General features: G+C 66.9%; 23 protein-coding genes. 9 read left to right on the forward strand and 14 right to left on the reverse strand.

Annotation, left to right across the window (positions count from 1 at the left end):
- Positions 1-54 precede the first annotated feature (54 nt).
- From ACWDRB_RS12115 to ACWDRB_RS12145, 7 genes are all read right to left on the reverse strand, one after another.
- A complete protein-coding gene (locus ACWDRB_RS12115) occupies positions 55-1884 on the reverse strand; it encodes an FtsK/SpoIIIE domain-containing protein (protein WP_449893164.1) in 1830 nt (609 codons plus the stop codon).
- A complete protein-coding gene (locus tag ACWDRB_RS12120) occupies positions 1881-2231 on the reverse strand; it encodes a hypothetical protein (protein ID WP_449893166.1) in 351 nt (116 codons plus the stop codon). Before ACWDRB_RS12120 ends, ACWDRB_RS12115 begins: the two co-directional genes overlap by 4 nt.
- A 31-nt stretch (positions 2232-2262) precedes the next feature.
- Positions 2263-2451 (reverse strand): hypothetical protein, encoded by a 189-nt coding sequence (locus ACWDRB_RS12125; protein WP_449893168.1) that lies wholly within the window; start codon positions 2449-2451, stop codon positions 2263-2265.
- 185 nt (positions 2452-2636) lie between these two features.
- Entirely contained in the window at positions 2637-2828 is a 192-nt protein-coding gene (locus tag ACWDRB_RS12130; protein WP_449893170.1) for a hypothetical protein, read from the reverse strand.
- Between the two features lie 3 nt (positions 2829-2831).
- Entirely contained in the window at positions 2832-3191 is a 360-nt protein-coding gene (locus tag ACWDRB_RS12135) for a hypothetical protein (RefSeq protein ID WP_449893172.1), read from the reverse strand.
- A 302-nt stretch (positions 3192-3493) separates the two neighbouring features.
- A complete protein-coding gene (locus ACWDRB_RS12140; protein WP_449893174.1) occupies positions 3494-3772 on the reverse strand; it encodes a hypothetical protein in 279 nt (92 codons plus the stop codon).
- On the reverse strand, positions 3769-4074 hold the full coding sequence (locus ACWDRB_RS12145; RefSeq protein ID WP_449893176.1) for a hypothetical protein: 306 nt from the start codon (positions 4072-4074) through the stop codon (positions 3769-3771). Before ACWDRB_RS12145 ends, ACWDRB_RS12140 begins: the two co-directional genes overlap by 4 nt.
- A gap of 230 nt (positions 4075-4304) precedes the next feature.
- Here ACWDRB_RS12145 and ACWDRB_RS12150 point away from each other — a divergent pair, with 230 nt between their 5' ends.
- Positions 4305-5732 carry a helix-turn-helix domain-containing protein gene (locus ACWDRB_RS12150; protein WP_449893178.1) on the forward strand — a complete coding sequence of 476 codons (1428 nt, stop codon included), beginning with the start codon at positions 4305-4307 and terminating at the stop codon, positions 5730-5732.
- Here the strand turns inward: ACWDRB_RS12150 and cutA are convergent.
- Positions 5698-6030, reverse strand: a complete 333-nt coding sequence (cutA, locus tag ACWDRB_RS12155) for a divalent-cation tolerance protein CutA (RefSeq protein WP_449893180.1) — start codon at positions 6028-6030, stop codon at positions 5698-5700. The genes ACWDRB_RS12150 and cutA overlap by 35 nt on opposite strands.
- Before the next feature lie 795 nt (positions 6031-6825).
- Here cutA and ACWDRB_RS12160 point away from each other — a divergent pair.
- Positions 6826-8598, forward strand: a complete 1773-nt coding sequence (locus ACWDRB_RS12160) for a hypothetical protein (RefSeq protein ID WP_449893182.1) — start codon at positions 6826-6828, stop codon at positions 8596-8598.
- A 975-nt stretch (positions 8599-9573) separates the two neighbouring features.
- Here ACWDRB_RS12160 and ACWDRB_RS12165 read toward each other — a convergent pair.
- On the reverse strand, positions 9574-10365 hold the full coding sequence (locus tag ACWDRB_RS12165) for an integrase (protein WP_449893184.1): 792 nt from the start codon (positions 10363-10365) through the stop codon (positions 9574-9576).
- A gap of 283 nt (positions 10366-10648) precedes the next feature.
- Between ACWDRB_RS12165 and ACWDRB_RS12170 the strand changes: the two genes are divergently transcribed.
- Positions 10649-11581, forward strand: a complete 933-nt coding sequence (locus tag ACWDRB_RS12170; protein WP_449893186.1) for a pyridoxamine 5'-phosphate oxidase family protein — start codon at positions 10649-10651, stop codon at positions 11579-11581.
- 87 nt (positions 11582-11668) lie between these two features.
- Here ACWDRB_RS12170 and ACWDRB_RS12175 read toward each other — a convergent pair whose 3' ends face one another.
- Entirely contained in the window at positions 11669-12892 is a 1224-nt protein-coding gene (locus ACWDRB_RS12175) for an MFS transporter (RefSeq protein ID WP_449893189.1), read from the reverse strand.
- A 72-nt stretch (positions 12893-12964) separates the two neighbouring features.
- Between ACWDRB_RS12175 and ACWDRB_RS12180 the strand changes: the two genes are divergently transcribed.
- Positions 12965-13807 carry a LysR family transcriptional regulator gene (locus tag ACWDRB_RS12180; protein WP_363970544.1) on the forward strand — a complete coding sequence of 281 codons (843 nt, stop codon included), beginning with the start codon at positions 12965-12967 and terminating at the stop codon, positions 13805-13807.
- 265 nt (positions 13808-14072) lie between these two features.
- Here the strand turns inward: ACWDRB_RS12180 and ACWDRB_RS12185 are convergent, their stop codons facing one another.
- Together ACWDRB_RS12185 and ACWDRB_RS12190 are read right to left on the reverse strand one after the other, a co-directional pair.
- A complete protein-coding gene (locus tag ACWDRB_RS12185) occupies positions 14073-14948 on the reverse strand; it encodes an alpha/beta fold hydrolase (RefSeq protein ID WP_449893191.1) in 876 nt (291 codons plus the stop codon).
- Positions 14949-15140: 192 nt separating this feature from the next.
- The gene (locus tag ACWDRB_RS12190; protein ID WP_449893193.1) at positions 15141-15875 is read right to left on the reverse strand and encodes a hypothetical protein; all 735 of its coding nucleotides are present in this window, start codon (positions 15873-15875) and stop codon (positions 15141-15143) included.
- Positions 15876-15989: 114 nt separating this feature from the next.
- Here ACWDRB_RS12190 and ACWDRB_RS12195 point away from each other — a divergent pair, with 114 nt between their 5' ends.
- Together ACWDRB_RS12195 and ACWDRB_RS12200 are read left to right on the forward strand one after the other, a co-directional pair.
- A complete protein-coding gene (locus ACWDRB_RS12195; RefSeq protein WP_449893195.1) occupies positions 15990-16715 on the forward strand; it encodes an ABC transporter ATP-binding protein in 726 nt (241 codons plus the stop codon).
- Positions 16712-18025: an FtsX-like permease family protein gene (locus ACWDRB_RS12200; RefSeq protein WP_449893197.1), complete on the forward strand. Its 1314-nt coding sequence runs from the start codon at positions 16712-16714 to the stop codon at positions 18023-18025. Before ACWDRB_RS12195 ends, ACWDRB_RS12200 begins: the two co-directional genes overlap by 4 nt.
- 19 nt (positions 18026-18044) lie before the next feature.
- Here ACWDRB_RS12200 and ACWDRB_RS12205 read toward each other — a convergent pair whose 3' ends face one another.
- A complete protein-coding gene (locus ACWDRB_RS12205) occupies positions 18045-18896 on the reverse strand; it encodes a helix-turn-helix transcriptional regulator (protein WP_449893200.1) in 852 nt (283 codons plus the stop codon).
- A 128-nt stretch (positions 18897-19024) separates the two neighbouring features.
- On the opposite strand from ACWDRB_RS12205, the gene ACWDRB_RS12210 reads away from it, so the two are divergent.
- From ACWDRB_RS12210 to ACWDRB_RS12220, 3 genes are all read left to right on the forward strand, one after another.
- Complete coding sequence (locus tag ACWDRB_RS12210) at positions 19025-20020, forward strand: aldo/keto reductase (RefSeq protein WP_449893202.1); 996 nt, start codon at positions 19025-19027, stop codon at positions 20018-20020.
- Between the two features lie 118 nt (positions 20021-20138).
- Positions 20139-20708: a TetR/AcrR family transcriptional regulator gene (locus tag ACWDRB_RS12215; RefSeq protein WP_449893204.1), complete on the forward strand. Its 570-nt coding sequence runs from the start codon at positions 20139-20141 to the stop codon at positions 20706-20708.
- 16 nt (positions 20709-20724) lie between these two features.
- Positions 20725-21930, forward strand: a complete 1206-nt coding sequence (locus ACWDRB_RS12220; RefSeq protein WP_449893206.1) for an FAD-dependent monooxygenase — start codon at positions 20725-20727, stop codon at positions 21928-21930.
- On the opposite strand, the gene ACWDRB_RS12225 is transcribed toward ACWDRB_RS12220, so the two are convergent.
- Positions 21917-22777: an LLM class F420-dependent oxidoreductase gene (locus tag ACWDRB_RS12225; RefSeq protein ID WP_449893208.1), complete on the reverse strand. Its 861-nt coding sequence runs from the start codon at positions 22775-22777 to the stop codon at positions 21917-21919. The two genes, ACWDRB_RS12220 and ACWDRB_RS12225, sit on opposite strands and share 14 nt — an antisense overlap.
- Between the last annotated feature and the right edge of the window lie 33 nt (positions 22778-22810).

The following is a 22810-nucleotide window of genomic DNA, read 5'->3' on the forward strand; positions in this document are numbered from 1 at the left end:
ACGCCCTATACACGCGCAGACGCGCGGACGGACGCGGACAACGGACGCGGACGATTACGGATCGTGTATCTCGGGGAGGGCGCGCCAGCGTCCCCGCGCGACCTGTTCGACCTGGCGCGCATGGCCTAGTTCTTGGAGGCGTTGGTAGACCCAGGTGCGACGCATGCCGGTTGCACGTATGAGATCACCGACGCTTGTCCCGTCGTCGGGAGCCTGCCTCAGCGCGGTTGTCAGGGCCTCCTCGGCTTCCCGTACGGCGTTGTCGCGGGCGTGCCGAGGTGACGGTCGGACGGCGGGTTGTGGCGGCGGGGCGGGCGTCTCAGTCGCGCGTTGCAGGGCTTGGGTCGATACCTCGTCGAGGGACGGGCGGTGTTCGGCGTGCCGTTCGGCGGTTGCCTGTACGCCCTCGTCGTCGAGGAGGTAGGTGCGGGCGCGGCGGGGGATGTCGTGTTCTGGGGAGCTGATCAGGAACTTGCCGGGGGCGTCCAGCTTGTGGGGGTGCCAGCCGGCTTTGACCATGCCCTGTCCCAGGATGAGATCTCCGTCGCGGGGTTCCCGGACGCGGAAGCACAGCCGGACATCCATCTGAGAGCGGACCGCGCTCTTGCCCATGGCGTCCTTGGAGGGGCGTTGGGTGGCGGCGATCAGGTTGACGGCTGGGGCGCGGCCACGTCGGGCGATCGAGTCGGCGTAGTCGATGGCTCGTGGTGCCTCGCCGGCGAGTTCGGCGTACTCGTCGATGACGATGATCAGCGCGGGCCTGTCGGGTGACGGCTCCCAGACGCGTTCGCCACGTTTGGTGAGGTCGTCGGCCCATCCGTCGAGGATGACCACGGCATCGGCCAGCAGGTTCTCTGCCTCTTGCGGGGTAGTGGCCAGGCGATCGATGCACGATGCCCAGGGCATCAGCTCCATGCCGCGCTTGAGGTCGACCGCCCACAAGATGACGTCTTGGCAGGCGGACAGGTCTCCGAGAAGCACGTTCACACCGCCTGACTTGCCTGCCCCCGACATGCCGGCGAACAGCCCATGTCGCCGCAGCAGGGGGACGCGGACGGGTGCGCCGTCTTCGAACAGGCCCAGCTTGGCGGGCTGGGTGATCGAGGTGATGGAGGGGCCCGGCCAGGCGATGGCGTCGGCGTGGGGGTCGGTTTCGATGACCCGTACGTCGGCTCGGTTGGCTTGCTTGGTGGCCACCGGTTGGACGCGGATGCCGCCGCGTGTGGTGCCGAGCGCCGATTCCAGGCGGGGGACGGCGCTGATGGCGTCTTCTACGGTCTGGCCGAGTCCTAGCCCGAGGCGGAAGCGGTAGCCCCACAGGTCCACGATCGCTGACTGGACGCGTGATCCAGTCAGGCCGGCCGCTTTGGCGATGTCGGGCCAGGCAGCCAGCGCCCGCTCGACGCGGACCCGGGCACGTCGCCGGCGGTGCGCCCACCACGGAACGGCCAGCAGCACCCCGCCGATCAGCAGGATCGCCGGTAGCGGCGGCGTGAAGGGGCCGATGCGGGAGGCGGCGGTCAGCCACCCGCCCACAAACGCCGTCGTGATCGCCGCATAGCCGCGTTCGACCGGGCGGGTCAGGTTGCCCCACCGCCCCCACACGAGCAGCACCAGTGCCACGGCGGCGGCTAGCAGGGGGACGATGGGCCACCAGGTCGGGTACCAGGTGTGCAGGGTCACCCCCACCGCCACGGTGACCAACGCGGCGGTGAGGGGGGCGAGTTCGGATCGGTAGCGCCAGATGGCGCGGGCGATGCCGGCGATGACCAGTGGCGCGAATTCGAGGTCGTCGGTGATCAGGCCGATGGGTTCGACGCCGTAGCGGCGCATGCGGCGGGCGTTGCGCCGCATCTGGTAGCGCGAGGCGCGATGACGGTTCACCGGCCACCACCCGCCGTGCGTCGGGTGTCGGTGCGGTGCTGGGCGTGCAGCTCGTCGCGCACGTAGAACAGGGGATCGTGTTCGCCCTCGTCGTGGGCGGCGAGGGTGGCGCGGATGGCGGCGATCAGGTTGGCGCGCTGGTAGCGGGCGGTGGCCAGCTCGGCGCGGAGGCGGTCGATATCGGTGATCAGGGCGGGGGTGTCAGCCAGGGCGTCGAAGATATGGCGCCACAGATGGTCGAGGGCGGGGGCGGACTTGGCGAATGCCGTCAGCAGTTCGGCGGCGGTGGTGTTGCGGGTGGCAGCTCCTTGCAGGTCAGCGTGTGGGTAGGGGTGGCGTTGGGTCATTAAGCATCACCTTCTTCGGTTGGCGGGCAGTTCATGGGCCGGTGATCCAGCTCAGGGCGGCGCGTATAGCGGCGCGGATGTCGGGTGCGAGCGTGGTGGCGGCCAGCAGGAAACCGAACAGCAGGCAGAGCAGCGCGTGCCACCAGCGCAGGCCCAGATAGCGCCAGGCGATGAGCACCACCGCACCGACCACGAGCACCAGCGGGACAGTTACCGTCATGAGGGCTTCACCTCCTCTCTCGGGATCTCGCGGGGGACTGGGGGCGGTGCTAGATGCCGTCGTGGCGGGACTTGCGGCGGCACCAGCGCCAGCGGGCGCGGCACTTGCGGCAGCGCAGGGTTCCGGGCGTGGCGGCTCCGCACAGGCATCGGCCAGGCTGCAATGGGAGGGCTCGCATCAGGGGTTCACCTCCTCCCGGGACAGGCGGCCGGCGGGCAGTGGTGAGCGTGGGTGCCCAGGAGGCGGCGGCTCAGGACTCCGGTGGGGGCGTGGCGGCGGTCCTCGACACGGATCACGGTGACCAGCACCGCGAACAGCGTCAGCGTGCCGACGGACAGGGCCAGGCCCAGGAACACGACGAACAGTCCGAGGTCCATCGCTCACACCCCCTCGATCTCGTCGAGGGTGATCGCGTCGCGGTAGGAGTCCAAGGCTTGGATACGTGCCATGGCCGCGTGCGTGACGTGGAGAGCTTCGTAACAGACCGCACCGAACGTCGCACAGGCGACGTGATGTCCGCCCTGGATCGTGGGCGCGACGCCCAACAGCGCGGCCACCCGCCCGACTTCGGCGATCGCCTCCGCCTCCGTGGTGGCGTCGGTGTCGTAGAGCGTGTGGACCGACACCCGCACCGTTCCGTACCTGGGAACGGGCACCTGCGAGTGACTTTCCAGGAAAGCGGCGAGCGTGCGCAGTCCCGCGATCACGTCGCGGCGCTGGTGACGCTGAGCTGGGCTCATCTAGATCACTTCCCTTCCGTTTCCGGTGACCTACGAGGCGAAGGTAGGTTTCAGGGAAGGGGGAACCCATCGCGCGATGTGATCGTCTAGTGAGATCAAAAACATCCGGCGATGAGATGGATCAGATCCCGCTGTGAGATAAACCCCAGCTCACGACGCCAGACGCAAAGGGACCCCCGACAGAGCCCTTGGGAACTGGCACTCTTTCGAGCGCAGAGGGCTCTGCCGGGGGCGTTGACGCGACGATGCGGGACGCGGTGGCACAGGTGTGAGCGAGCCACGATCAACCGCACCGTCGCACGTCAGGGCGGCGGCAGAGCGGCATTCTCGGCAAGCGCCGACCGTGCGGCTTCCGCTTCGGTCCAGGCCCGGACTCGCGTACAGATACGAGAATCCAAGTACAGGTGATACAGCGAGGCGGCGGTGTAACCCTGACGGCAGTCATCGATATTCAGATCGAAAAGGTCGAGGAACGCGGCCTTCGAAAGCGGGCTGCACCATGCGTGACTCTTCCCCAGCTCGGACGCTTCATCGGCCACCGGATGGGCTCGGCTCCACTTGCTCTGTCCCATCTCGATCACGACCCGTCCAGCACGCCGCGAAGATCCCTGTACCGGGCGGCGATACGTCGCGCAGCCCTCTTCGGGTCGGTCGTGGAATGCCAGGCGTAGATGGCGCGGGCGCGGCGGTCATTCCAGCCGGCCAGCCACCAGAAGAGATCACCGTTGGTCCATACGAGCAGGCCACGCCAGACCGACACCACAGCCAGCCCATAGCCGTCGTGCACATCGGTTGTGATCCCGTGCACGGCCAGCTCCCGCTGTAGCTGATCGGCCACGGCGACGATGGGGTTGAGGCGATACGCCTCGTGCTCCCCGGTCATGCTCTGGCCCTCCCGCAACTCCGCTTTCCGAGCAAAGAACAGGCGGAAGCCAGACAAATGCGGATCGTCGGCTCTGCCTCAGATCAGCCCTGACCTGCGCCACGAACTGATGTGAGGTTTCCAAGTAGACCGGTTCCGCAGAATCTCACCGTGATATCTCACGGTGTGATGGACTTGAAGAGCTCCACTTCTCTCGAAAGGCTGCGCTACCAGGGAAACGGAACGCCGCCATGACTATGGATCAAGAGCGGGCACGACAAGTTCTTGAGACTGTTTTCGCACGTCAAGACGTGGAAGACGCGTGCAAACGCCGTGATCTGGGCGGGTTAATCCGCATCCTCACCAAGTACGGCATCACCCAAGGCCAGATCGCCCATCTCACCGGGAGGCCCCAGGGCCGCATCAGCGAGTACAAGAGCGGCAAGCGCATCCCGACCGCAAAGCATACATTTGAGGCGTTCGCTGATGGTTTGGGCATGCCTGCCCACTTGCGTCGCCATTTGGGACTGTCGTCCTCTGGCGGCAGGGCCGGTGCACAGGTCGTCAGTGATGGGGTCCAGATCCCCACAGACACTTTCGACTTGCAGCTCTTCGCTGAAGCGATCGGGAAAAGGGGCGAGCCGTTGAAACGCCGCGAACTGCTAGCCATGGTCGCACAACTCGGTGCCCAGTCAGCTCTAGCTCAAAGTGAGGCATGGGAGAAGGTCGCATTCGCCCTGTCCAGGCCGAGCGCACTTGACGAAGCGGTAGTGCGGGAGTTGGAGGCCAGATCCGCCGGCTTCCATCGTCTCGAAGAAATGCTCCCCGCACATACGATTTTCAAAGGGCTTGCAGCCCACCTGAACGAGGTCGGCACCATCCTGAACGGCACAGCGACCGATCCCAAAGACGAGCTTCGCCAACGCTTGATCGTCGTAGCGGGAGAAAGCAGCGTACTGGCCGGCTGGATCGCAACAGATCTAGGAAACGTATCTGCAGCCCGGAACTTCTACGACACTGCAGAGAAAGCCTCCAAGGAGGCTAACGACCCGGCTATCATCGCGTGCGCGTTTGGATACAGGAGCTACATACCAAGCGGCAAAGGAAACCATGGGCGGGCGCGCGCCCTCCTGTCCACCGCGCTACAGCACCTGCCCAGGGAGACATCGCCTGGAACCACATCGTGGTTGGCCGCAAGACACGCGGAAGAGAGCGCCGCACTAGGAGAAAAGGAAGCAGCCCTTCAATCGTGGGCTCATGCCAACGAGGCGTTCAATATCGCGGATCCAGAAGAAGATCGCGTATGGACAAGATTCCTAGACCGAGACCGCTTCGACTCCTTCCAGATCTCCACCTATGCCCAAATCGGCCGACTGGACGAAGCCGAGCACGTAGCCCGTGCCGTCATAGCACGCTTGCCCGAGGTGGAACGAAAGCGCGCAGGCATCATTCTTGGCGACATCGCCACAGCCCATCTCGTGCACGGCTCGGTGAGCGAAGCTGTCAAAGCAGCCAGGGAGGGTCTCGCGATCATTCGTGAAACGGAGTCCGGCATCTGGCTGCCGCGATTTATTGTCCTAGCGGAATCGCTCAGGCGCTGGCAGACTCAACCACCAGTCCGCGCGTTCCTCGAAGAATTGGCTGTCACGAAGCGTCAATTCTCTGCGTCTCCTCGCTAATCCAATCCAGGTAATCGCCGCTTCCTGCGATAATTTCAGTTGCGATGATTTCTGGCGTCTCGTAACTGTGATTGATCTTGATGTGGCTCTCAAGCGCGGAGAGCAAAGCATGTGTGGTTTTTATGACTAACTGCCATTCCTGCTCGTCACGCAAAGAACCTCGCCACCAGTACAGGGACCGAATCGGCCCGACGATCTGCACTCCAGCGGCCAGGCGCTGCGAGGTGATGCTACGTGCCAGAGCAGCGCCTTCGTCTGCACTTGGCACAGTGGTCATGACCTGGACGTAACCCTTCACAACCCAGTTCCCCTTGAGCCGAAGGTGGTAATCACTTAGGCCCCACAGTAGAGCCATCGGCAGACTGGAGTGGCCGCTAGAGTCGCCGACCCTCTATGCCCAGACCGTTCCGCTCGGGATAACACGACGGCATACGAGCAGGGTCGGGGGAACAGTCAGGGATATATGATACCTCCTGACCGTTTGAACCGCGCTTGTCTCCTAATAGCGTCAGCAGCAGGGAGCTTGTTTGTTCGGACTCGCTCGCACTCGCCTCCGTGTGGGGAGCCAATAGGCTGGGTATCAGTCAAGTTCGTTAAGATCATATTCCGGCCCAAAGTCCGGACGTCCCGGCTCGAAGCCGTAATCCTGCAGGCTGATCTTATGCGCTGCTCTTCTAAAAGCTTCGGCCCAACGCGCCTGATCCTCTTCAGAAACTTCAGGTTGAGGAACTGTTTCGTTAGGCGACCGTGCTTCCTGGCGCCTCCTTTGGACCACTTTGCTCCCTCCACTGTTTCTCGCTGAAACGTAAACTATTCCCTCACGCTGATACTTGAAACTTGGGAAAGATTCTATCTCTTTATTGCTCGCTTAACTCCGACAACTTCCTCTCCGACCTGCTGCGCGGCTTTCGTTAACAAACTTCAAAGTAAACTTCCACTGAGTCAAGAGGCTACAAACCAGCGCCCTCAACCGGTTGTATGTGATCTCAGGGAAGCTTTGTAGATGTCGTTCTGCGTAGAATCAACAACGTTTATGGTGGGGCTTTAGGGGAACGAGCTGTGCAAGGCTATAACTCGAGAATTGGGAAGTGGCATGGAAGACCTTATAGACTTGACGGAAGATGAGGAAACGCTGAAGACGATGCTTTTCTTTCTTCTTGACAATCCGCATAAGTGGCGCCAGCGCTCAGTTGAGCGAATAAAGCTTTCTAGTGCCGCATGGTCTGAGCGAGAACGCATCACCGAGGTGTTGCCGCTCCTGAGTATTCCGGAGATAGCCGGGATATTGGGAGATCGTGCAATGTCAGGAGAGGAGAAGTCGATACGGCTGATTCTTCCTGTCACACTTCTCCCTAGGGTCCCCGTGATTGATCTTTCGATCGCAGTCGCAGACATACCTGTTCACCGCATTCCAGGCGTCAAATCCGGAAAGCTACAGGCCGACTACATTTTGCATCTCATCTCTGAAGCTGGCGTAGCAACAAGCTTGAAACCAGGTCAACCTTATGACGACGCAGAGGCGGAGGCGCAGCTAGAAAAGCTGCAGAAGTTCTTGGCAGAAATGTTTGGCCTTGCTCCGGGCCCATGGAGAAAGTTTCTCTATAATACCGGCAAATATGGCCGACAGCGCACTAAGAGGTATTGGCATTGGTTCAAGCATCTTTGCGCAGAGGTTTGGATGGTCGAGAATAGAGAGTATAGATATCTTAAGGGTGGCTTGAAGGCAAGCAATCTTCACTCTTATCTGACATACAAAACTTATGATAAATGGAATGAGGTGGTAGAAAAACTTCGCAAACTGGTAAGAAGTGAAGTGCCGCCATACTTTGGAAGCGTGTCCGAGAATCCCTTGATCGCTCTACCAGAGTATTTCGATAATGCGGGCAAAGTCATTGCGGACGACGTGGTGGCAGCTGGTCAGAGCGGAGGCGGTGAGGTCCTCAGAGGTGAGGTCTACCAGCTGCTTGACAATCTTCACCAGGTGCTAGACGCGGCTGCCAAAAAGGCTCCAAAAAAAGAGCTAACTCCCGGGTTCGGAAAGAAGGTTTGCGAAAAATGGCGCCGCTTTAGGCGGAGGCTGAAATTTCTTCAAGCACCTGCAGACGTTGACGATTCAGTTCTCAACACGCCCGACGAGGAAGGGGTGGCAGCACAAAGACTGGTTGCCACCTATGCAGGATATGGGCGACGTTGGGAGCTCTTGGTGGACTGTGTTGTTCCGCTGAACAAAGCGTTCACAATCAAAATGTCGGATCGGCGCGCGATCTACTTTGAACATCCACGCAAGGGCGGACGCGAATTCGATAGACCGTTGCTCAGTTCGAAGGCGTGGCAGTGGGTTGTGTTCAAAGACGCCGTATCTAACCATGTGTATATCCGAGTCACTGACACCAACGTTGAGCTAGGGAAATGCAAGGTACGCAGCGAAAGTGGTAAACTAAAAGAGCGCATAACGGTCGACCAACTGTCTAATACGGCAGAGACGTTTACAACGCTTTGTGGAAATAAGAGACGGGTCGATCGGATATGGATAAAGTGCCCACTTCGACCCGCTCATTTTGTTCGCAGCGCTCATCTGCTGATTCTAGGTGGCACACTGGCGGCTCTGGCTACCCTTCTATGGATTTCGGTTGCATCGTGGTCGTGGTGGCCAATATGGCATCATAATATTCGTGCGCAAGTCATGACCGTACTTCTAGTTCCAACAACATTCGCTGTATCGCTTATTCTTGTTCGAGAATCATCAACACTGAGTGGCCAGTCCACAAGGAGAGGAAAAACTATCCTTAGTTTGCTTTTTGCTGCCTTGTGGATACTGGCATTCGGCCTTATTGCATTTGGCCATGTTAAGTTGTTTGAGCCGTAATGAGGTCTGCTCAATGGCAGCTTCTGCGAGGGTGGTCCAGACACCCCGCCGTGGACCGGTCGGTTCCGCTACCGACGACGAAGGTGGTCGGGTAAGCAGGCCCACCGCCGACGGATGGCGGTGGGCCTGCTTACCCGAGCTCGCCGTGCTCGACCTTGTACGGCACACGCTGCCACACGTGCATGCTGATGGCGCAAATCTCGGTCGCGTCGCGGAAGCAGGAAAGGGTATAGCAGGTTCTCCAGGGCGTCACCGCTGGGGTCAGGTATGGCGAGCGCTGGCACCTCGACGACGATCCGCCACTCGTCGGGACCGCATTGAGCCAGGACGGTGCCCGGTAGCCACGGCCACAAGTCGCGGTCATCGTTTTGGTCATCGCGTAGGGGATACCTGACGAGGACGGGAGTGTCCTCGGGGAAACGTCCGTCATTGTCGTCAGGGGGGGTACTGGATCATGGGAGTTCCTCTCCCACTCCGGGGGAGCCGCGGGAGCCAATTTTGGGAGCCACCGCCTTGCGGCTCCCTCAGACTGCCCGCGTCCTCCCCGGAGCGTTCTGTAAGGTGAGAGGCGCCCGATCGACTCAGATCGACATGATCAGACTTGCCTGTCTTCCTTCGCATCGAAGGGGTCAGGGGTTCGAATCCCCTCATCTCCACCAGGAAGATGCAAGTGAGAAGGGCCTTCGGAGTAATCCGGGGGCCCTTCTCTCATGTCTGGGAGCCATCTCGTCGGATTTTCTGCGGCGGTTCCGAGGCCCGGTCGCTTGGTGATCTTGCGGAATGCCGGCCCGCACGTTCGAGGCGTTCGGTGGGGTGCCGGCGCCCGTGCTGAGGACCAGGTGGTGATCTTGGCCGGTGTGGTGTTGCCGGAGTGCCTCAGCGTACGAAGTGGCTTGGGGTCCCCGGTCCGCAAGGCCAGACGCATACCGCGGACGGGTGATCGGACTCCCCATCGAGGTTGCAGGGCAAGTGTCGTCAAGCCTGCCCGAAGTCGGTGCAGTGTGCGATCGTCGCATCGTCCGCCGCTATCGCGTGATGTGCCTCCGCCTGCCGGACACGGCGAATGATCTCGTCTGGTCCGCTCGACGCCAGGACGGCCATGACCCCTGGCCAGTCGGTGAGCCCGAACCGGTCCACGATGCCGCTGGCGCCATTGCTGAGGAGCACGACGCCGGCATCGGTCAGCTCGGAGATCGGGCAACTGCCGGTGATGGCCTCGTCCGCCGCCCGCGGGTCGTCCTTGGCCACCCAGAAGCCGCCCGGTTGGTTCAGGTTCGAGCGTAGGTCGCCGAGGATCCGGTGGTACTCGTCGCTGCCTTTGGCGGCGGTCTCCAGCGCGGGCTCGTACGAGCGGCTGATCACGACCTCCCGGGGATCGGAGACGACGAGCGGCGCGCTGTCTGCTTTGTCGAGCACGACGTACGCGTCGCCGAGCACCAGGTACTCGACGAGGCCATTGGACAGGCGCAGGATGGCTACCGCCGCCGACGGGCTTATGCGGTCGGCGACGTCGCAGGTGTCCCGATGATCGTCCGTCACCTGCTCGATGGCATCGGCGAGCACTGCCGGAAGGTCGCGGTCCTGTGCGAGTGACAGGAGACCGAGGAGACTGCCTCCTAAGCGGTTGGCATACCAGGCCACGCCGTGCCGGCAGATCGATTCCGTGCCGGGGATGCCGGCACCGTCGACCAACAAGGCCGCCGTCGGCAAGGCCCCGGTGAAGTCCTCGTTCGCGCGGTCGGCCCGCCCCGCGGCAGCGCTCGCCATGGCTACCCGCATGTCCTACCGCCGCCCTCCCGCCGATCAGAGCGTCCACCGTAACAATCGCCGGCCCGCTGAAAGGTACACATCTGCTGCCGGGGAAGCTCGTCGTCCCTGCGGGTCCGTGGAGCGGCGAGCCCGTGTGCTGGGCTCCAGCCGGCCCGCGTCCGCCGGGTGACGGACCACGGATTGCGACGCTCTTCTCCGTTTTCCACCATCCCTTGCCGAATGACGAGAAGATCACGCGCATGCGCTTACGCCGTCACCGCCTCCCCTCAGGAGCAGCCCTGTGACCACGACACCGATCGACCTCGAGGTCGGCGCCATCATCGATGCCTACCGGACCTGCGAGTTCGCCACCCTCGGGGCTGACGGCACCCCGCTGACCTGGCCCACTGCGGCCTGGCGCCGGGCAGACGGCACGCTGCTCGTCACCACCAGCCTGGCCTTCGCGCAGAAGGCGCTCAACGTCCGCCGGGACGGACGCGTCGCACTGCTCTTCTCCGACCCCACCGGCAGCGGCCGCGCCGACGCGCCTCAGGTCTTCGTCAGCGGAACCGCGACCTGCCCCGATGAGATCCGGACCGGGCCGGACGAGGCGGCCGATTACTGGCGTACGCTCTTCGAACGGCAGCCGCACAGCCGAAGCTACGTCCGGGCTCCCGGCCGGTGGTTCATGGACTGGTACTACCTGCGGCTCTTCATCACCGTGACACCGACCCGGGTCGAGGTACGGCCACCGCTCGCCGAGTTGACCGCCGCCGAGCAGCCCGCGGCACCAGCCGGCACGGACCTGCCCGGCGCTGACCTGATCGCCCGCTTCCCGAGCGCGGTCCTCGGCGCCCGGGACGACTCCGGAGCACCGCTGCTGGTGCGGACGCGGCCAAAGGCCACCACCGACGGCTTCACCATTGCGACGGACGCCGCCGATGACATCGTGCCGGGCACGGCCAGCCTGCTCGTGCACCGGCACGACGAACGACTCAACGCCATGCACAATGCACTGATCCGCGGCGAACTTCACGCCGACGGCGACCAATGGACGATGGTCCCGCGGAAAGTGATCGAGCCGGCCGGATCCGGCCGCATCAGCGACGCGCTCCACACCCTGCGCAACGCCCGCCGCTCCACACTCCGCTACCTGGAGCGGCGCGGCCTGCCCCGGCCCCGGGTTCAGTGGGACCAGTTCCAGTTGCTCGCCACATCCAGCAACGACGCATAACGCCGACTGGGCAGGACGGCAGGGTCACCGGACCTGCAGTCCGCAGCCCTCACCGGGCGCCGGTGAGGAGCCGACGAAACGCCGGATTCAGGTCGGCGCGACGGTGTCGCAGGGCTCGAGTGCCTGCGATGAGGACGACGGAGACGGCGCGGCGGCGGGTGACCGGCGCGAGAGCAGGTATCCCGTCAGCGCGGCGAGCAGGCCGGCCAGACCGGCCGCCGCGAAGCCGCCCGCCGGCACGGACGCGTCGATCGCCACTCCCACGACCGGGGAGCCGAGCGCGAACCCCGCGCTCGCCGCCGAGGACTGCAGGCCGGTCGCCTCACCTCGTACACCGGCCGGCGTCAGTCGGCTCACCGCGTCGGAGACCGTGGAAAGGGTCGGTGCGGTGAGCAGCCCGGCGCCGATGACGGCCACGCACAGCCAAGGCCAGTCATGGGCGAGTCCGGCCGGAATCGTCACCAGCCCGAGCAGGCTGAGCAGCAGCCAGGTGGGCATCGGCCGGGGCAGCGCTCCGTACACCAGACCGCCCATGACGGACGACACCCCGAGCACGGCGATGACCACGGCCGCCCACGAGACCTGGCCGGCTTCTCGAAGAGTGGCGACGATGGCCAGGTCGACGCCGCTGAGCAGCATCGCGACGCCGAACCCCATCGTCAGAACAGCGACCATGCGCGCTCCCAGCCACTCCCGGCGCCGGGGCCGGCCCGCTGCCTCGCCGTCCACCTCGTCCCCGGCCCGCAGCGGCGGGTTGAGCAGGGCGATCCCTGCCCCGCCGGCGACGATCGCGGCGCCCACTCCCCATGCCACCACGCCGGGGGACGCCGTCGCCGCGCACAGGATGACCACCGCCGGCCCCACCATGTACGACAGCTCGCCCGCCACCGACTCCAGCGCGAACGCTGCCCGCCGCTGCCCTGCCGTCGTCATCGCGGCGATCGCCTGCCTGGTAACCGATTGGACCGGCACCATCAGCAGACCGGCGGCGAAGGAGGCGCCCAGCAAGATCACGTACGGCAGCACGGGCACGGTCAGCCAGAACACGAGCTGCGGCACAACCGTGGCCAGCAGCACGGTCCGCAGGCCCCGCCGGTCGATCATCCGCCCCAGCAGCGGCCCGCCCAGCGCGACACCGGCGGTGAGCGCCGCCACCACGGCTCCCGCCGCCGCGTAACTCATGTCGAGGGCAACGACGACGTACATCGTCAACGCCATCGCGTCCGCCGTGATCGCGGTACGCGCGAGCAGCGAGATGCCAAGCAGCGGCGTCATCCCCGGCACTGCGAGCACCTGGCGAAATCTGGTCACCGTTTTGACGCTAGATCACCCGTTGTGCCATAGGAAGTCGTGAATTCATTGGAACCGACATAATGAACGCTTATGGCACGTGATCTCGAGACCGCACTGCTGCGATCGTTCGTCACCGCCGTACGAGCGGGCAGCATCAGCCGTGCGGCGGCGGCGCTCGGCCGCACCCAGCCCGCGCTCAGCCAGCAGTTGCGCAAGCTCGAGAGGGATGTCGGCAGCCCGCTGCTGCACCGGGCGCCGTCCGGCGTCTCGCTGACCCGGGCGGGTGAGGAACTGCTGCCCTACGCCGAGCGCATTCTCGCGCTGTCGGCACAGGCACTCGCCGAAACGGGACGTACGCTCACCGGGCATTGCGGGGTGGGACTCCTCGAAGATCTCGCCGCTTCCCGCCTTCCTCAGGCACTCGCCGACCTCGCACGGCTGCACCCCGACGCGACACTGGAGGTCCTCAGCCTCTCCAACGCGGCGATGCGGGAGGCCTATGACACGGGCCGTGTCCAACTCGTGCTCGACGAGGCCGCGGTTCTTCCCTGGCCGCCGCGCTGGACGGTGCGTCTCCCGCTGGTCTGGGCGGTCGGGCAAGGTGTCGCCACCGACGCCGATCCGCTGCCGGTGGTGCTGTTCTCGAACGCGTGCGCCTGGCGAACGTCCGTGCTGGAAACGATGGAAGGCACAGGGCGCCGCTGGCGGGTGGCGTTCGAGAGCAACAGTCTCGCCGGAGTACTCGCCGCGCTACGGGCCGGGCTCGGAGTCGCGGCACTCCTGCCCGCCAACCTCGAGCCGGCCATGGCCTGCCACGACGCGGCCGCGTTGCCTGCTCTGCCGGACGTCGAACTCGGCCTTGCCCGCCACCCCGGTACCGAAGGTGATGCGCTGATCGACGCTGTGGAGACCGCCCTGCGGCGGATGCTCTGAGCCGTAAGCCTGTCCCCGCCGGCCGCCGGGAGGTCTCAAGGGACCGCATCGAGGCGGCGCGGCGTACCGGCGGTTCCGTTACCGCTGGACGTCCGACACCCTGCACCCCGAGGGCGACTCGCCTTCCGCCCGGTCGGGGACGACGAGGAAAAGCAGGTCGGGCGCGTTCCGGGCTGAGGTGGCATGGAGACGGCCGCATGTGGAGATCGCGTGATGGCCCGCCGATGTCACTCCTGATCGCGAGGTGACACTGGAGTGCCAGGGACTAACTGATCAGGCTTCTGATCGCCGCGGCGACGGCGTCGGGTTGAGTTTCCGGTAGAAAGTGCCCACCCGGCAGCATCAGGGTGCGGACATCCGGCGCCCAGCCGTGCCAGATCGCCGAGGGGTCGAACGGCAGGACCATGTCGCCGGGGTCCTGCCAGATCGCCAGGGTAGGAGGCTTGACGCGCCGGTCGGCCTGCCGATCCTCGCTGTCGTGGGCCGCATCGACGAAGGCGCTGGCCCGGTAGTCCTGGCAAATGGCGTGGATCGTTTCCGGATTGCGCGTCGCGGCCAGGTACGCCTCACGGACGTCGGCGTCGAATGTGCCGGGCTCGGCCCAGGCATCGAGGAAGTGGCCGAAGAACGTGTCGGGGTCAGCGCCGATCATCCGCTCGGGCAGGTCGTTGAGCTGCGCGAGGAAATACAGGTGGAAGCCGAAGACGCCACCCACGCCCGTCAGCGACGCCCACATGTCGACAGTGGGGATGACGTCGATCACGCCGAGGTGAGCGACGGCGTCGGGGTGATCCAACGCGGCGCGGAAGGCGACCAGCGCTCCACGGTCATGACCGACCAGGCTGAAACGGTCGTGGCCGAGCTGCCGCATCAGTGCCACCATGGTCGCCGCGGTCACACGCTTGGCGTACTGTGCGTGGCCACCCTCCGGCTTGGCGCTGGCCCCGTAGCCGGGCAGGTCGGGGCAGATGACGCGGAAGCCGTCTGCCAGCGCCAGAGCGACATGCCGCCAGGTCAGATGGGTCTGTGGGAAGCCGTGAAGCAACAGCAGCGGCGGTCCCTCTCCTCCTGAAGCCACATGGAGGTCAAGGCCGTCCACCCGGACCGTGTGTTCGTCGAAGCCTGAGATCGTTGAGGGCATCGGCTCAGGCTGCCATCAGCAACCGACAATTCTTCGCCCCATCATCGCCGGCCTCCAGCCTTCGACCCGATGGTACGAAGCCAAGTCAGCTGGGTGAGCGAGTACGGCTGGCGGGTCGGCGCCCGGGTACCGGGCGACGCGGGTGAGGTCTTCCGCCCTGGGGATGGCAGTACGACCGAAGATCGCGGCTCGTCAGCCCCACAGCCACTCGGTCAGGAGATCCGCGAAGGCGCTCTCCTCCCGTGTGCCTCGTAGCGGACGGGTCTCCTTGTGGAACCGCAGGGTCACACCGGCGACGGGCAGAGGCGGCTGGTCAGGGACGACCATCGACGTCCCGGCGGGCAGGTCGAAACGCCGGGACCCCCACGAGGCCACCTCCTCCTGCCAGGCCAGCACGGCGCACAGGCCCGCGAACGAGGCGATCGGGCTCTGCCGGGCGTCGCGGAAGACCGCGCCGTCACTGCCGTCGTGTACGGCTCTCCACTGCTGCTCGCTGAGGGTAGGGGCGTTCGGCGGCTGCGTGAACTCTTGGTGGGACAGGATGGCCATGTCGTAGCCCCAGGAGTCCTCACCCGTTGGATGAACGCTCAGAATCCGCAGGTTACGCAGGTAGGCGGCCTTGACGGCTTCCTCGGTCGGTGCGCGGCGCGAGCACACGAACGCTGCGGGCCGCCCTTCCGAAGCGGCGGTCGTTCCCACCTGGGCAGCAAGGTCCGCCACGCGCGCGACGTCGTCGACGGTGACCCTCGCGTCCAGCGACCCCGCGTCGATGAGCGCCACCACCTCCGGTTCGTCGTCGACGGCGCGGGCCACCAGCGTGGACCCGCCCGCCGGCGCCTGGAACCGCCAGATGTCGTCCTCTTCGGACATCGCTCGGGCAACGGCGTCGAGAAACCGCCGGTGATCGGCGGGCTCAGCTCGCGTCATGGCCGATGATCATACGGCCCGCGGACGCGGTGCTGACCAAGACGTGAGATGTCAGGGGCCGATCAGGGAGATGCCGGATGGGCGGGGCGTACGCGTTCCGCCACGCTGTTGATCATGATCGACCATGCGGTCCACCTTGAGGAAGTGACCAGGACATATGGGAAAGGCGCCACCGAAGTGGTCGCGCTCCGGCAGGTCAGCATCGGATTCCCGCGCGGCAGTTTCACCGCGGTGATGGGCCCGTCGGGGTCGGGCAAGAGCACGCTGCTGCAGTGCGCGTCGGGGTTGGACCGGCCGGATTCGGGGGCGGTTCGCATCGCGGGGCAGGACATCACCCGCTTCGGGGAGAACGAACTGGCGGTGCTGCGCCGCGACCGGGTAGGCGTCATCTTCCAGGCGTTCAACCTGGTGCCGTCGCTGACCGCCTGGCAGAACGTGGTCCTGCCCAGCAGGCTGGCCCGGCGGCGGCCCGACCCGTCACGGGTGCGCGAGCTGCTGCACCGGGTCGGGCTGGCCGGGCGGGAGGGGCATCGCCCGTCGCAGTTGTCCGGTGGCCAGCAGCAGCGGGTGGCGATCGCGCGCGCCCTGCTCGGCAGGCCGGAGGTGCTGTTCGCCGACGAGCCGACGGGGGCGCTGGACCGCCGTACCGGGCACGAGGTGCTGGCACTGCTGCGGGAGGCGGTCGACGCGTTCGGCCAGACGGTGGTCATGGTCACGCACGATCCGGAGGCGGCGGCCCGGGCGGACAGCGTGCTGTTCCTGACCGACGGGCGGATCATCGAGGTTCTGGACAGGCCCTCGGCCGACCAGATCGGCCTGCGGCTGGGCGGCCGCCGGTGACACTCGTCCTGGCCTGGAACAACGTACGGACCAATCGGATGGGCTTCGCCGCTTCGTTCGCGGCGGTGGTCCTGGCCGTGATGCTGATCGGCGGGAGCGGCCTGGTGGTCGCCAGCGCGGGCGCACGTGACGAGCTGAACGGCGTCATGGGGTTGCTGGTGCTGTCGGCCGTGGTGTCGGGATTCGTGTCGATCTTCGTGGTGGCGGGCACGCTGAGCCTGCACGTGCTGCGGCAGCGCAGGACCTGGGCGCTGCTGCGGTCGGTCGGCATGAGGCCGCGGCAGGTGAGCCGGCTCATCACGGCGGAGGCGCTGGTGGTGGCCGTGCTGGCGGGTGTGGCGGGCTGCGCGCTGGCCGTCCCGTACGCCGCGCTGATGGCGGCGTTCATGCGCATGACCGGGTTGGCGCCGGGAGGTGTCCCGGTGGAGGTCACGACGGGGCCGTTCGTCGTGGCGCTGGTGGTCGGGCTGGCGGTGACGCTGCTGGCGGCCCGGGTCGCGGCGCGCAAGGCGGTGCGTGTGGGGCCGCTGGAGGTGCTGCGGGACAGCGCGGCGCAGCGGCGGCTGCTGCCCTGGTCCAGGGCGGTCGTCGGAGGGGCGGCGCTGGCCGGCGGCGGAGTGCTGCTGTGGCTCGTGCCGCAGGTCACGTCGAAGGACGCGCCGCCGACTGCGCTGGGGGCGACGATGGCGCTCTGTGTGGGCGCGTCCGCGCTGGGCCCCGTCGCGGTGCGGGGGATGGGATGGCTGCTCGGAGCCCTGGCGGCCCGGCTCGATCCGGGCGCCGGGATGCTGGCCAGGTCCTCGCTGGTCGCCCAGCCGCGCCGGGCGATGGCGGCGGCGTCGCCGGTGATGTTGACCGTGGCGCTGGCGTGCACCTTCCTGTTCGCCGTGGCGACCACCGATGCGGTGGCGGGGGTGACCCGTACCGGGCCGTCGGCGTGGGCGGCCCCGGTGCTGGTGGGATCGGCGGTGGCTTACACGGTGATCTCGGTGCTCAACGCGACGGCCATGACGATGGCCGAGCGGACCGAAGAGATCCGGCTGCTGCGCACGGTGGGGACCAAGCCGCGGCAGCTCGCGAGAGCGGTGTGCTGGGAGACGTTGATCGTGACATGCATCGGTACGCTGCTCGGAACGGGCATCGCCGCCGCCTCGCTCACCATGCTCGGCAAGGCCGCGACCGGCGAGCCGTGGTTCGCCTACTCTCTGCCGCAGTACGCCGGGCTGGTGCTGGTCTGCGCGGTGAGTGGCCTGGCGGGAGGACTGGCCGCCACGCGGCGAGTACGGCGCCGGGCCCTTCTATCCGATTGAGGCAGGGAGGAAGCGGTTTTCACCGTACGTGCGTGCCCGTGGGGAACTCCTCGATGCCGAGCACCAGCAGCAGCTCCAGCCGCTCGCGGGATTCGGCGTCCGCCGGGGTGAGCACCAGCAGTTCCTGACCCTGATCGGGGGTGACCAGAGTCTCGCAGTCCATCACCAGGCGGCCCACCCGCGGGTGCAGCAGGGTTTTGCGGTCGCCGCGCCGTACGGCCACCTCGTGCTCGGCCCATAGCCGGCGGAAGTCGGCGCTCGCGGTCTGCAGCCGGTCGACGAGCCCGGCGACCACGGGGTCGCCGGAGCGGCGGCCGGCGGCCGCGCGCAGGTCGGCCACGAACTGCCGGGCCCGGTGCTCCTGCTCCTCGGGCGGGCAGACGGCGCGCGTGGCGGGGTCGGTGAACCAGCGGTAGACGATGTAGCGCCGGTCGCCGGAGAAGCCGGTGTGGTCGCCCGTCAGCAGGACGGCCGCGCGGTTCTGGGCGAGGATCTCGCCCAGGTCGGACAGCACGAGGGCGGGGGTGTCGCCGAGCAGATCGAGCATGCGGATCAGGCCGGCGCGGGCCAGGCGGGCCACCCCGTCGGCGGGCTGCGGCCGGTGGCCGGCCAGGTGGAACAGGTGGTCGCGCTCGTCGTCGGACAGGCGCAGCGCCCGGGCCAGCGCGCCGAGCATCTGGGTCGAGGGCTGGCTGCTGCGGCCCTGCTCGAGGCGTACGACATAGTCCACCGACATGCCGGCGAGCAGCGCCACCTCTTCCCGGCGCAGGCCGGTGGTGCGGCGGCGGGGGCCGTCGGCGAGGCCCACCTCGGCCGGCCGGATCCCCTCGCGGCGGCGGCGCAGGAAGTCGGCGAGCTGGTCACGTTGCATTGCTTCATACTGCCTCGCGCCCGGCGAGCCGAGCCAGGGAGCGGCTCTCCCACGATGAACGCTCCGCTCCCGCCCGTCCCGGTTCGGGCGCATGGTTGGGGACGACATCGAGAACGAGGGAGAACGTGATGCAGAGACGAACCCTGGGCCGCACCGGACCGGCCGTTTCCGCGCTGGGCCTGGGCGCGATGGGCATGTCGGGCGCGTACGGCACGGCCGACCGGGCGGAGAGCATCGCCACCGTGCACGCCGCGCTGGAGGCCGGCGTCACGCTCATCGACACCGGCGACTTCTACGCCATGGGCCACAACGAGTTGCTGCTCTCCGAGGCGCTGCGCGGCCGGGATCGCGACAGCTACCGGCTGAGCGTCAAGTTCGGCATGCTGCGGGGGCCGGGCCACGAGTTCGGCGGGCATGACGGCCGTCCCGAGGCGGTGAAGAACTTCCTGGGCTACTCGCTGGCCCGGCTGGGCACCGATCACATCGACATCTACCGTCCCGCCCGGCTGGACCCGGCGGTCCCGATCGAGGAGACGGTGGGCGCGATCAAGGAGCTGGTCGAGGCCGGGTACGTTCGGCACATCGGCCTATCGGAGGTCGACGCGGCGACGATCCGCCGGGCGCACGCCGTCCACCCGATCGCGGACCTGCAGATCGAGTACTCGCTGATCTCCCGCGCGGTGGAGGCGGACGTCCTGCCCACACTGCGGGAGCTCGGCATCGGCCTGACCGCGTACGGCGTGCTCGGCCGCGGCCTCATCTCCGGTCACTGGACCGCAGGCCACACCGCCGGCTCCGGTGACAGCCGCGGCTTCAGCCCGCGCTTCTCCAGCGGGAACGTGGAGCACAACCTCGCCCTCGTGGACGCTCTGCGCCGGGTCGCCGAGGCGAAGGGCCGCACCGTCGCCCAGCTGGCCATCGCCTGGGTGGCCGCGCAGGGCGCGGACATCGTGCCGCTGGTCGGCGCCCGCACCCGCGAGCGGCTGGCCGAGGCGCTGCCCGCGATGGACCTGAACCTCACCGCGGACGACCTCGCCGAAATCGAGAAGGCGGTGCCGCCGGGCTCGGCGCGCGGCGACCGATACCCGTCCGTGTTCATGTCCGGCCTCGGCGTGGGCAACTGATCGCGCGATCACGCCCCATCCGCTCCACAAGAGGCTTTTGCCGGAGTAGATCGCGTGCTACGTTTTGGACATACGTCCAGGGCGATCGTCCAGGGCGATTGACCAGGAGTGTGGACGAGTGAGTGCGACGGCGGCGGAACGGGGGCGGGAGGCGCGTCGGCGTCTGCTGGGGGTGGCGGCCGAGTTGATCGCCGAGCGAGGCTGGTCGGCGGTCAGTACGCGGATGCTGGCCGACCGGGCCGGAGTGGCCCCCGGCGTGGTGCACTATCACTTCGCCTCCGTCCAGGCCCTGCTGGCCGAGGCCGCGCTCGGCGTGATGCGCGCGCTGATCGAGCAGATCGGCGCGGGCCTGGAGCAGGCGCACACGCCCGGCGAAGCGCTGAAGCTGATGGTGGCTTTTCTGAAGGACTACGACGGCCGGGATCCGACCTCGCTGCTGTTCGCCGAGACGTACCTGGCCGCCGGCCGGGACGAGAGCCTGCGCCGCTCAGTGGGTGCGGTCGTCGACGAGTTCCGGCGGCTGCTGGCCGGCCGGCTGGCCGAGCAGGGGGTGGCCGCGCCCGAGGCGACCGCCGCGGTGCTGGCCGCCGCGTTCGACGGCATCATGCTGCACCGCGCGCTCGGCCCGGGACCGGACGCCACGGAGCTGACAACCGTCCTGGAGCGGCTCATCACGCCCGCCGAGTAAGGAATGGTGAAATGTCGTGAAAGTGGTCATCTGTGGAGCCGGAATCGCCGGACTGGCCCTCGCCCAGCGCCTCGACAGCTTCGGGGCCGAGGTCGTGGTTCTGGAAAAGGCGCCCGGCCCTCGTACCCAGGGTTACATGATCGACTTTTTCGGCCCCGGCTACGACGCCGCCGAGGCCATGGGCGTGCTGCCGCGCATCCGGGAGCTGGGCTACCGGATCGATGAGATGACCTACCGGGATCACCACGGCCGCCGGCGCTCCGGCGTGCGGTTCGCCCGGTTCGCCAAGATCGTGAACGGCCGGCTGACCAGCATCATGCGCCCCGACCTCGAACGTGCTCTGCGCGAACACCTCTCCGACCGCGTCGATGTGCGTCACGCCACCACCCTCACCCGCATCGACAACCGCGCCGACGGCGTCACCGTCACCCTCACCGACGACAGCACCATCGAGGCCGATCTCCTGGTAGGTGCCGACGGCATCCACTCCACCGTCCGCGACCACGTCTTCGGGCCCGAACGGCAATTCCTGCGATACCTGGGATTCCACACCGCCGCGTACTCGTTCGACGACGCCGACATCCACGCCCAGGTGGCCCGGCAGTTCTGCCTGACCGACACCGTCAACCGGCAGATGGGCCTTTACGGGCTGCGAGACAGGCGCGTGGCGGTCTTCACCGTGCATCGCACCCCGGACCCCACGCTGCCGGCCGATCCACGTGCGGCGATCCGCCACGAATACGGCGCCCTCGGCTGGGTCGCGCCACGCGCTCTGGCCGCCTGTCCACCGCCGGAGCAGGTCTACTACGACCAGGTGGCCCAGATCGACATGCCGGCCTGGAGACGGGGCCGCGTGGTGCTCATCGGCGACGCCGCCTACGCGGTGTCCCTCCTCGCCGGCCAGGGTGCCTCCTTGGGCATCACCGGCGCGTACGTCCTGGCCGAGCACCTGTCACGTACCGACACCCTTGACATCGCGCTGGAACGTTACGAGCAGGCACTGCGACCGGTGGTCACCGACAAGCAGCAGGTAGCCCGCGACGGGACACGTTGGTTCATCCCCGCCACCACCCGGCAGCTGCACCTCCGGCGAGCCGCACTCAAACTGGCCCGGCTCCCGGTCATCGACCGGTACGTTGCCGGCGCCCTCGCCGGCAAGTCCACCGCCATCATCACCAACCTGCGCGCGCCCGGTGCCGTTTCGGGGGTCAGCCGGCGCTGAGGAGCGCGAACCGCTCGGCGAACGCGGACATCTCATCGCGCTGCTGTTCCGGATCCGCCGAGGTGGGGCCGACCACGATGCGGGTCACGCCTTGCGCGGCGAAGGCCTCGACCCGTTCGGCGGACATGTCGATCGAGCCCCATCGGGTGTGCTCCAGCGCGCCGGGGTCACGGCCGGCCTCCACGGCGGCGGCCCGGGCCAGCTCCCACTGGATCGCGCGTTCCTCCGGGGTGAGGGCGCCGCCGGGGAAGTAGCCGTCGCCGCGCCGACCGGCGCGCCGCGCGGCCGCCCGGCTCGACCCGCCGACGTGGATCGGCAGGTGGGTGCCCGAGTACGGCTTCGGGTAGCTGGTCACGTCGTCGAAGCCGAAGAACTCGCCGTCGAAGCTGACGCCCTTCTCGTCGCCTCCCCACAGCAGCCGCAGCACGTCGATGGCCTCGTCGGTACGGCGTCCGCGGGTGGCGAAGTCGACTCCCATCGCCCTGGCCTCGCCGGGCAGCGTGCCCAGCCCCACGGTGAGCAGCCGCATCCGTCCCTTGGACAGCACGTCGATGGTCGCCAGCCGCTTGGCCAGGACCACGGGGTGGTGGTACGGCAGCAGCAGCACAGCGGTGCCCAGCAGGATGCGCCGGGTGGCCGCCGCGACGAAGGCCAGGCAGTCGAGCGGATCGGGGAAGGGCAGGGACGGCGGCAACTCGAAGGGGCCGACCGCGGCGCCGGGATACAGCACGACGTGCTCGGGCAGGTACAGCCCCTCAAAGCCGCAATCCTCGGCATGGCGGGCATACGTTACGAGCCCGTCGGGGTCGAGCCCGTCGGCCGCGGAGTAGTTGATCGCGAATTTCATCGTCATCCTCGAGGTCAGAGTCCGCGGGCACGC

It is taken from the genome of Nonomuraea sp. NPDC003707 (assembly GCF_053587055.1).

Coding starts and splice junctions, on each gene's coding strand:
- ACWDRB_RS12210 (WP_449893202.1), top strand. CDS start 19,025: ATGCAGAGACGAACCCTGGGCCGCACCGGACCGGCCGTTTCCGCGCTG.
- ACWDRB_RS12135 (WP_449893172.1), bottom strand. CDS start 3,191: ATGAGCCCAGCTCAGCGTCACCAGCGCCGCGACGTGATCGCGGGACTG.
- ACWDRB_RS12165 (WP_449893184.1), bottom strand. CDS start 10,365: ATGGCGAGCGCTGCCGCGGGGCGGGCCGACCGCGCGAACGAGGACTTC.
- ACWDRB_RS12150 (WP_449893178.1), top strand. CDS start 4,305: ATGACTATGGATCAAGAGCGGGCACGACAAGTTCTTGAGACTGTTTTC.
- ACWDRB_RS12125 (WP_449893168.1), bottom strand. CDS start 2,451: ATGACGGTAACTGTCCCGCTGGTGCTCGTGGTCGGTGCGGTGGTGCTC.
- ACWDRB_RS12190 (WP_449893193.1), bottom strand. CDS start 15,875: ATGACGCGAGCTGAGCCCGCCGATCACCGGCGGTTTCTCGACGCCGTT.
- ACWDRB_RS12185 (WP_449893191.1), bottom strand. CDS start 14,948: ATGCCCTCAACGATCTCAGGCTTCGACGAACACACGGTCCGGGTGGAC.
- ACWDRB_RS12160 (WP_449893182.1), top strand. CDS start 6,826: ATGGAAGACCTTATAGACTTGACGGAAGATGAGGAAACGCTGAAGACG.
- ACWDRB_RS12145 (WP_449893176.1), bottom strand. CDS start 4,074: ATGACCGGGGAGCACGAGGCGTATCGCCTCAACCCCATCGTCGCCGTG.
- ACWDRB_RS12180 (WP_363970544.1), top strand. CDS start 12,965: ATGGCACGTGATCTCGAGACCGCACTGCTGCGATCGTTCGTCACCGCC.
- ACWDRB_RS12130 (WP_449893170.1), bottom strand. CDS start 2,828: ATGGACCTCGGACTGTTCGTCGTGTTCCTGGGCCTGGCCCTGTCCGTC.
- ACWDRB_RS12120 (WP_449893166.1), bottom strand. CDS start 2,231: ATGACCCAACGCCACCCCTACCCACACGCTGACCTGCAAGGAGCTGCC.
- ACWDRB_RS12195 (WP_449893195.1), top strand. CDS start 15,990: ATGATCGACCATGCGGTCCACCTTGAGGAAGTGACCAGGACATATGGG.
- ACWDRB_RS12205 (WP_449893200.1), bottom strand. CDS start 18,896: ATGCAACGTGACCAGCTCGCCGACTTCCTGCGCCGCCGCCGCGAGGGG.
- ACWDRB_RS12225 (WP_449893208.1), bottom strand. CDS start 22,777: ATGAAATTCGCGATCAACTACTCCGCGGCCGACGGGCTCGACCCCGAC.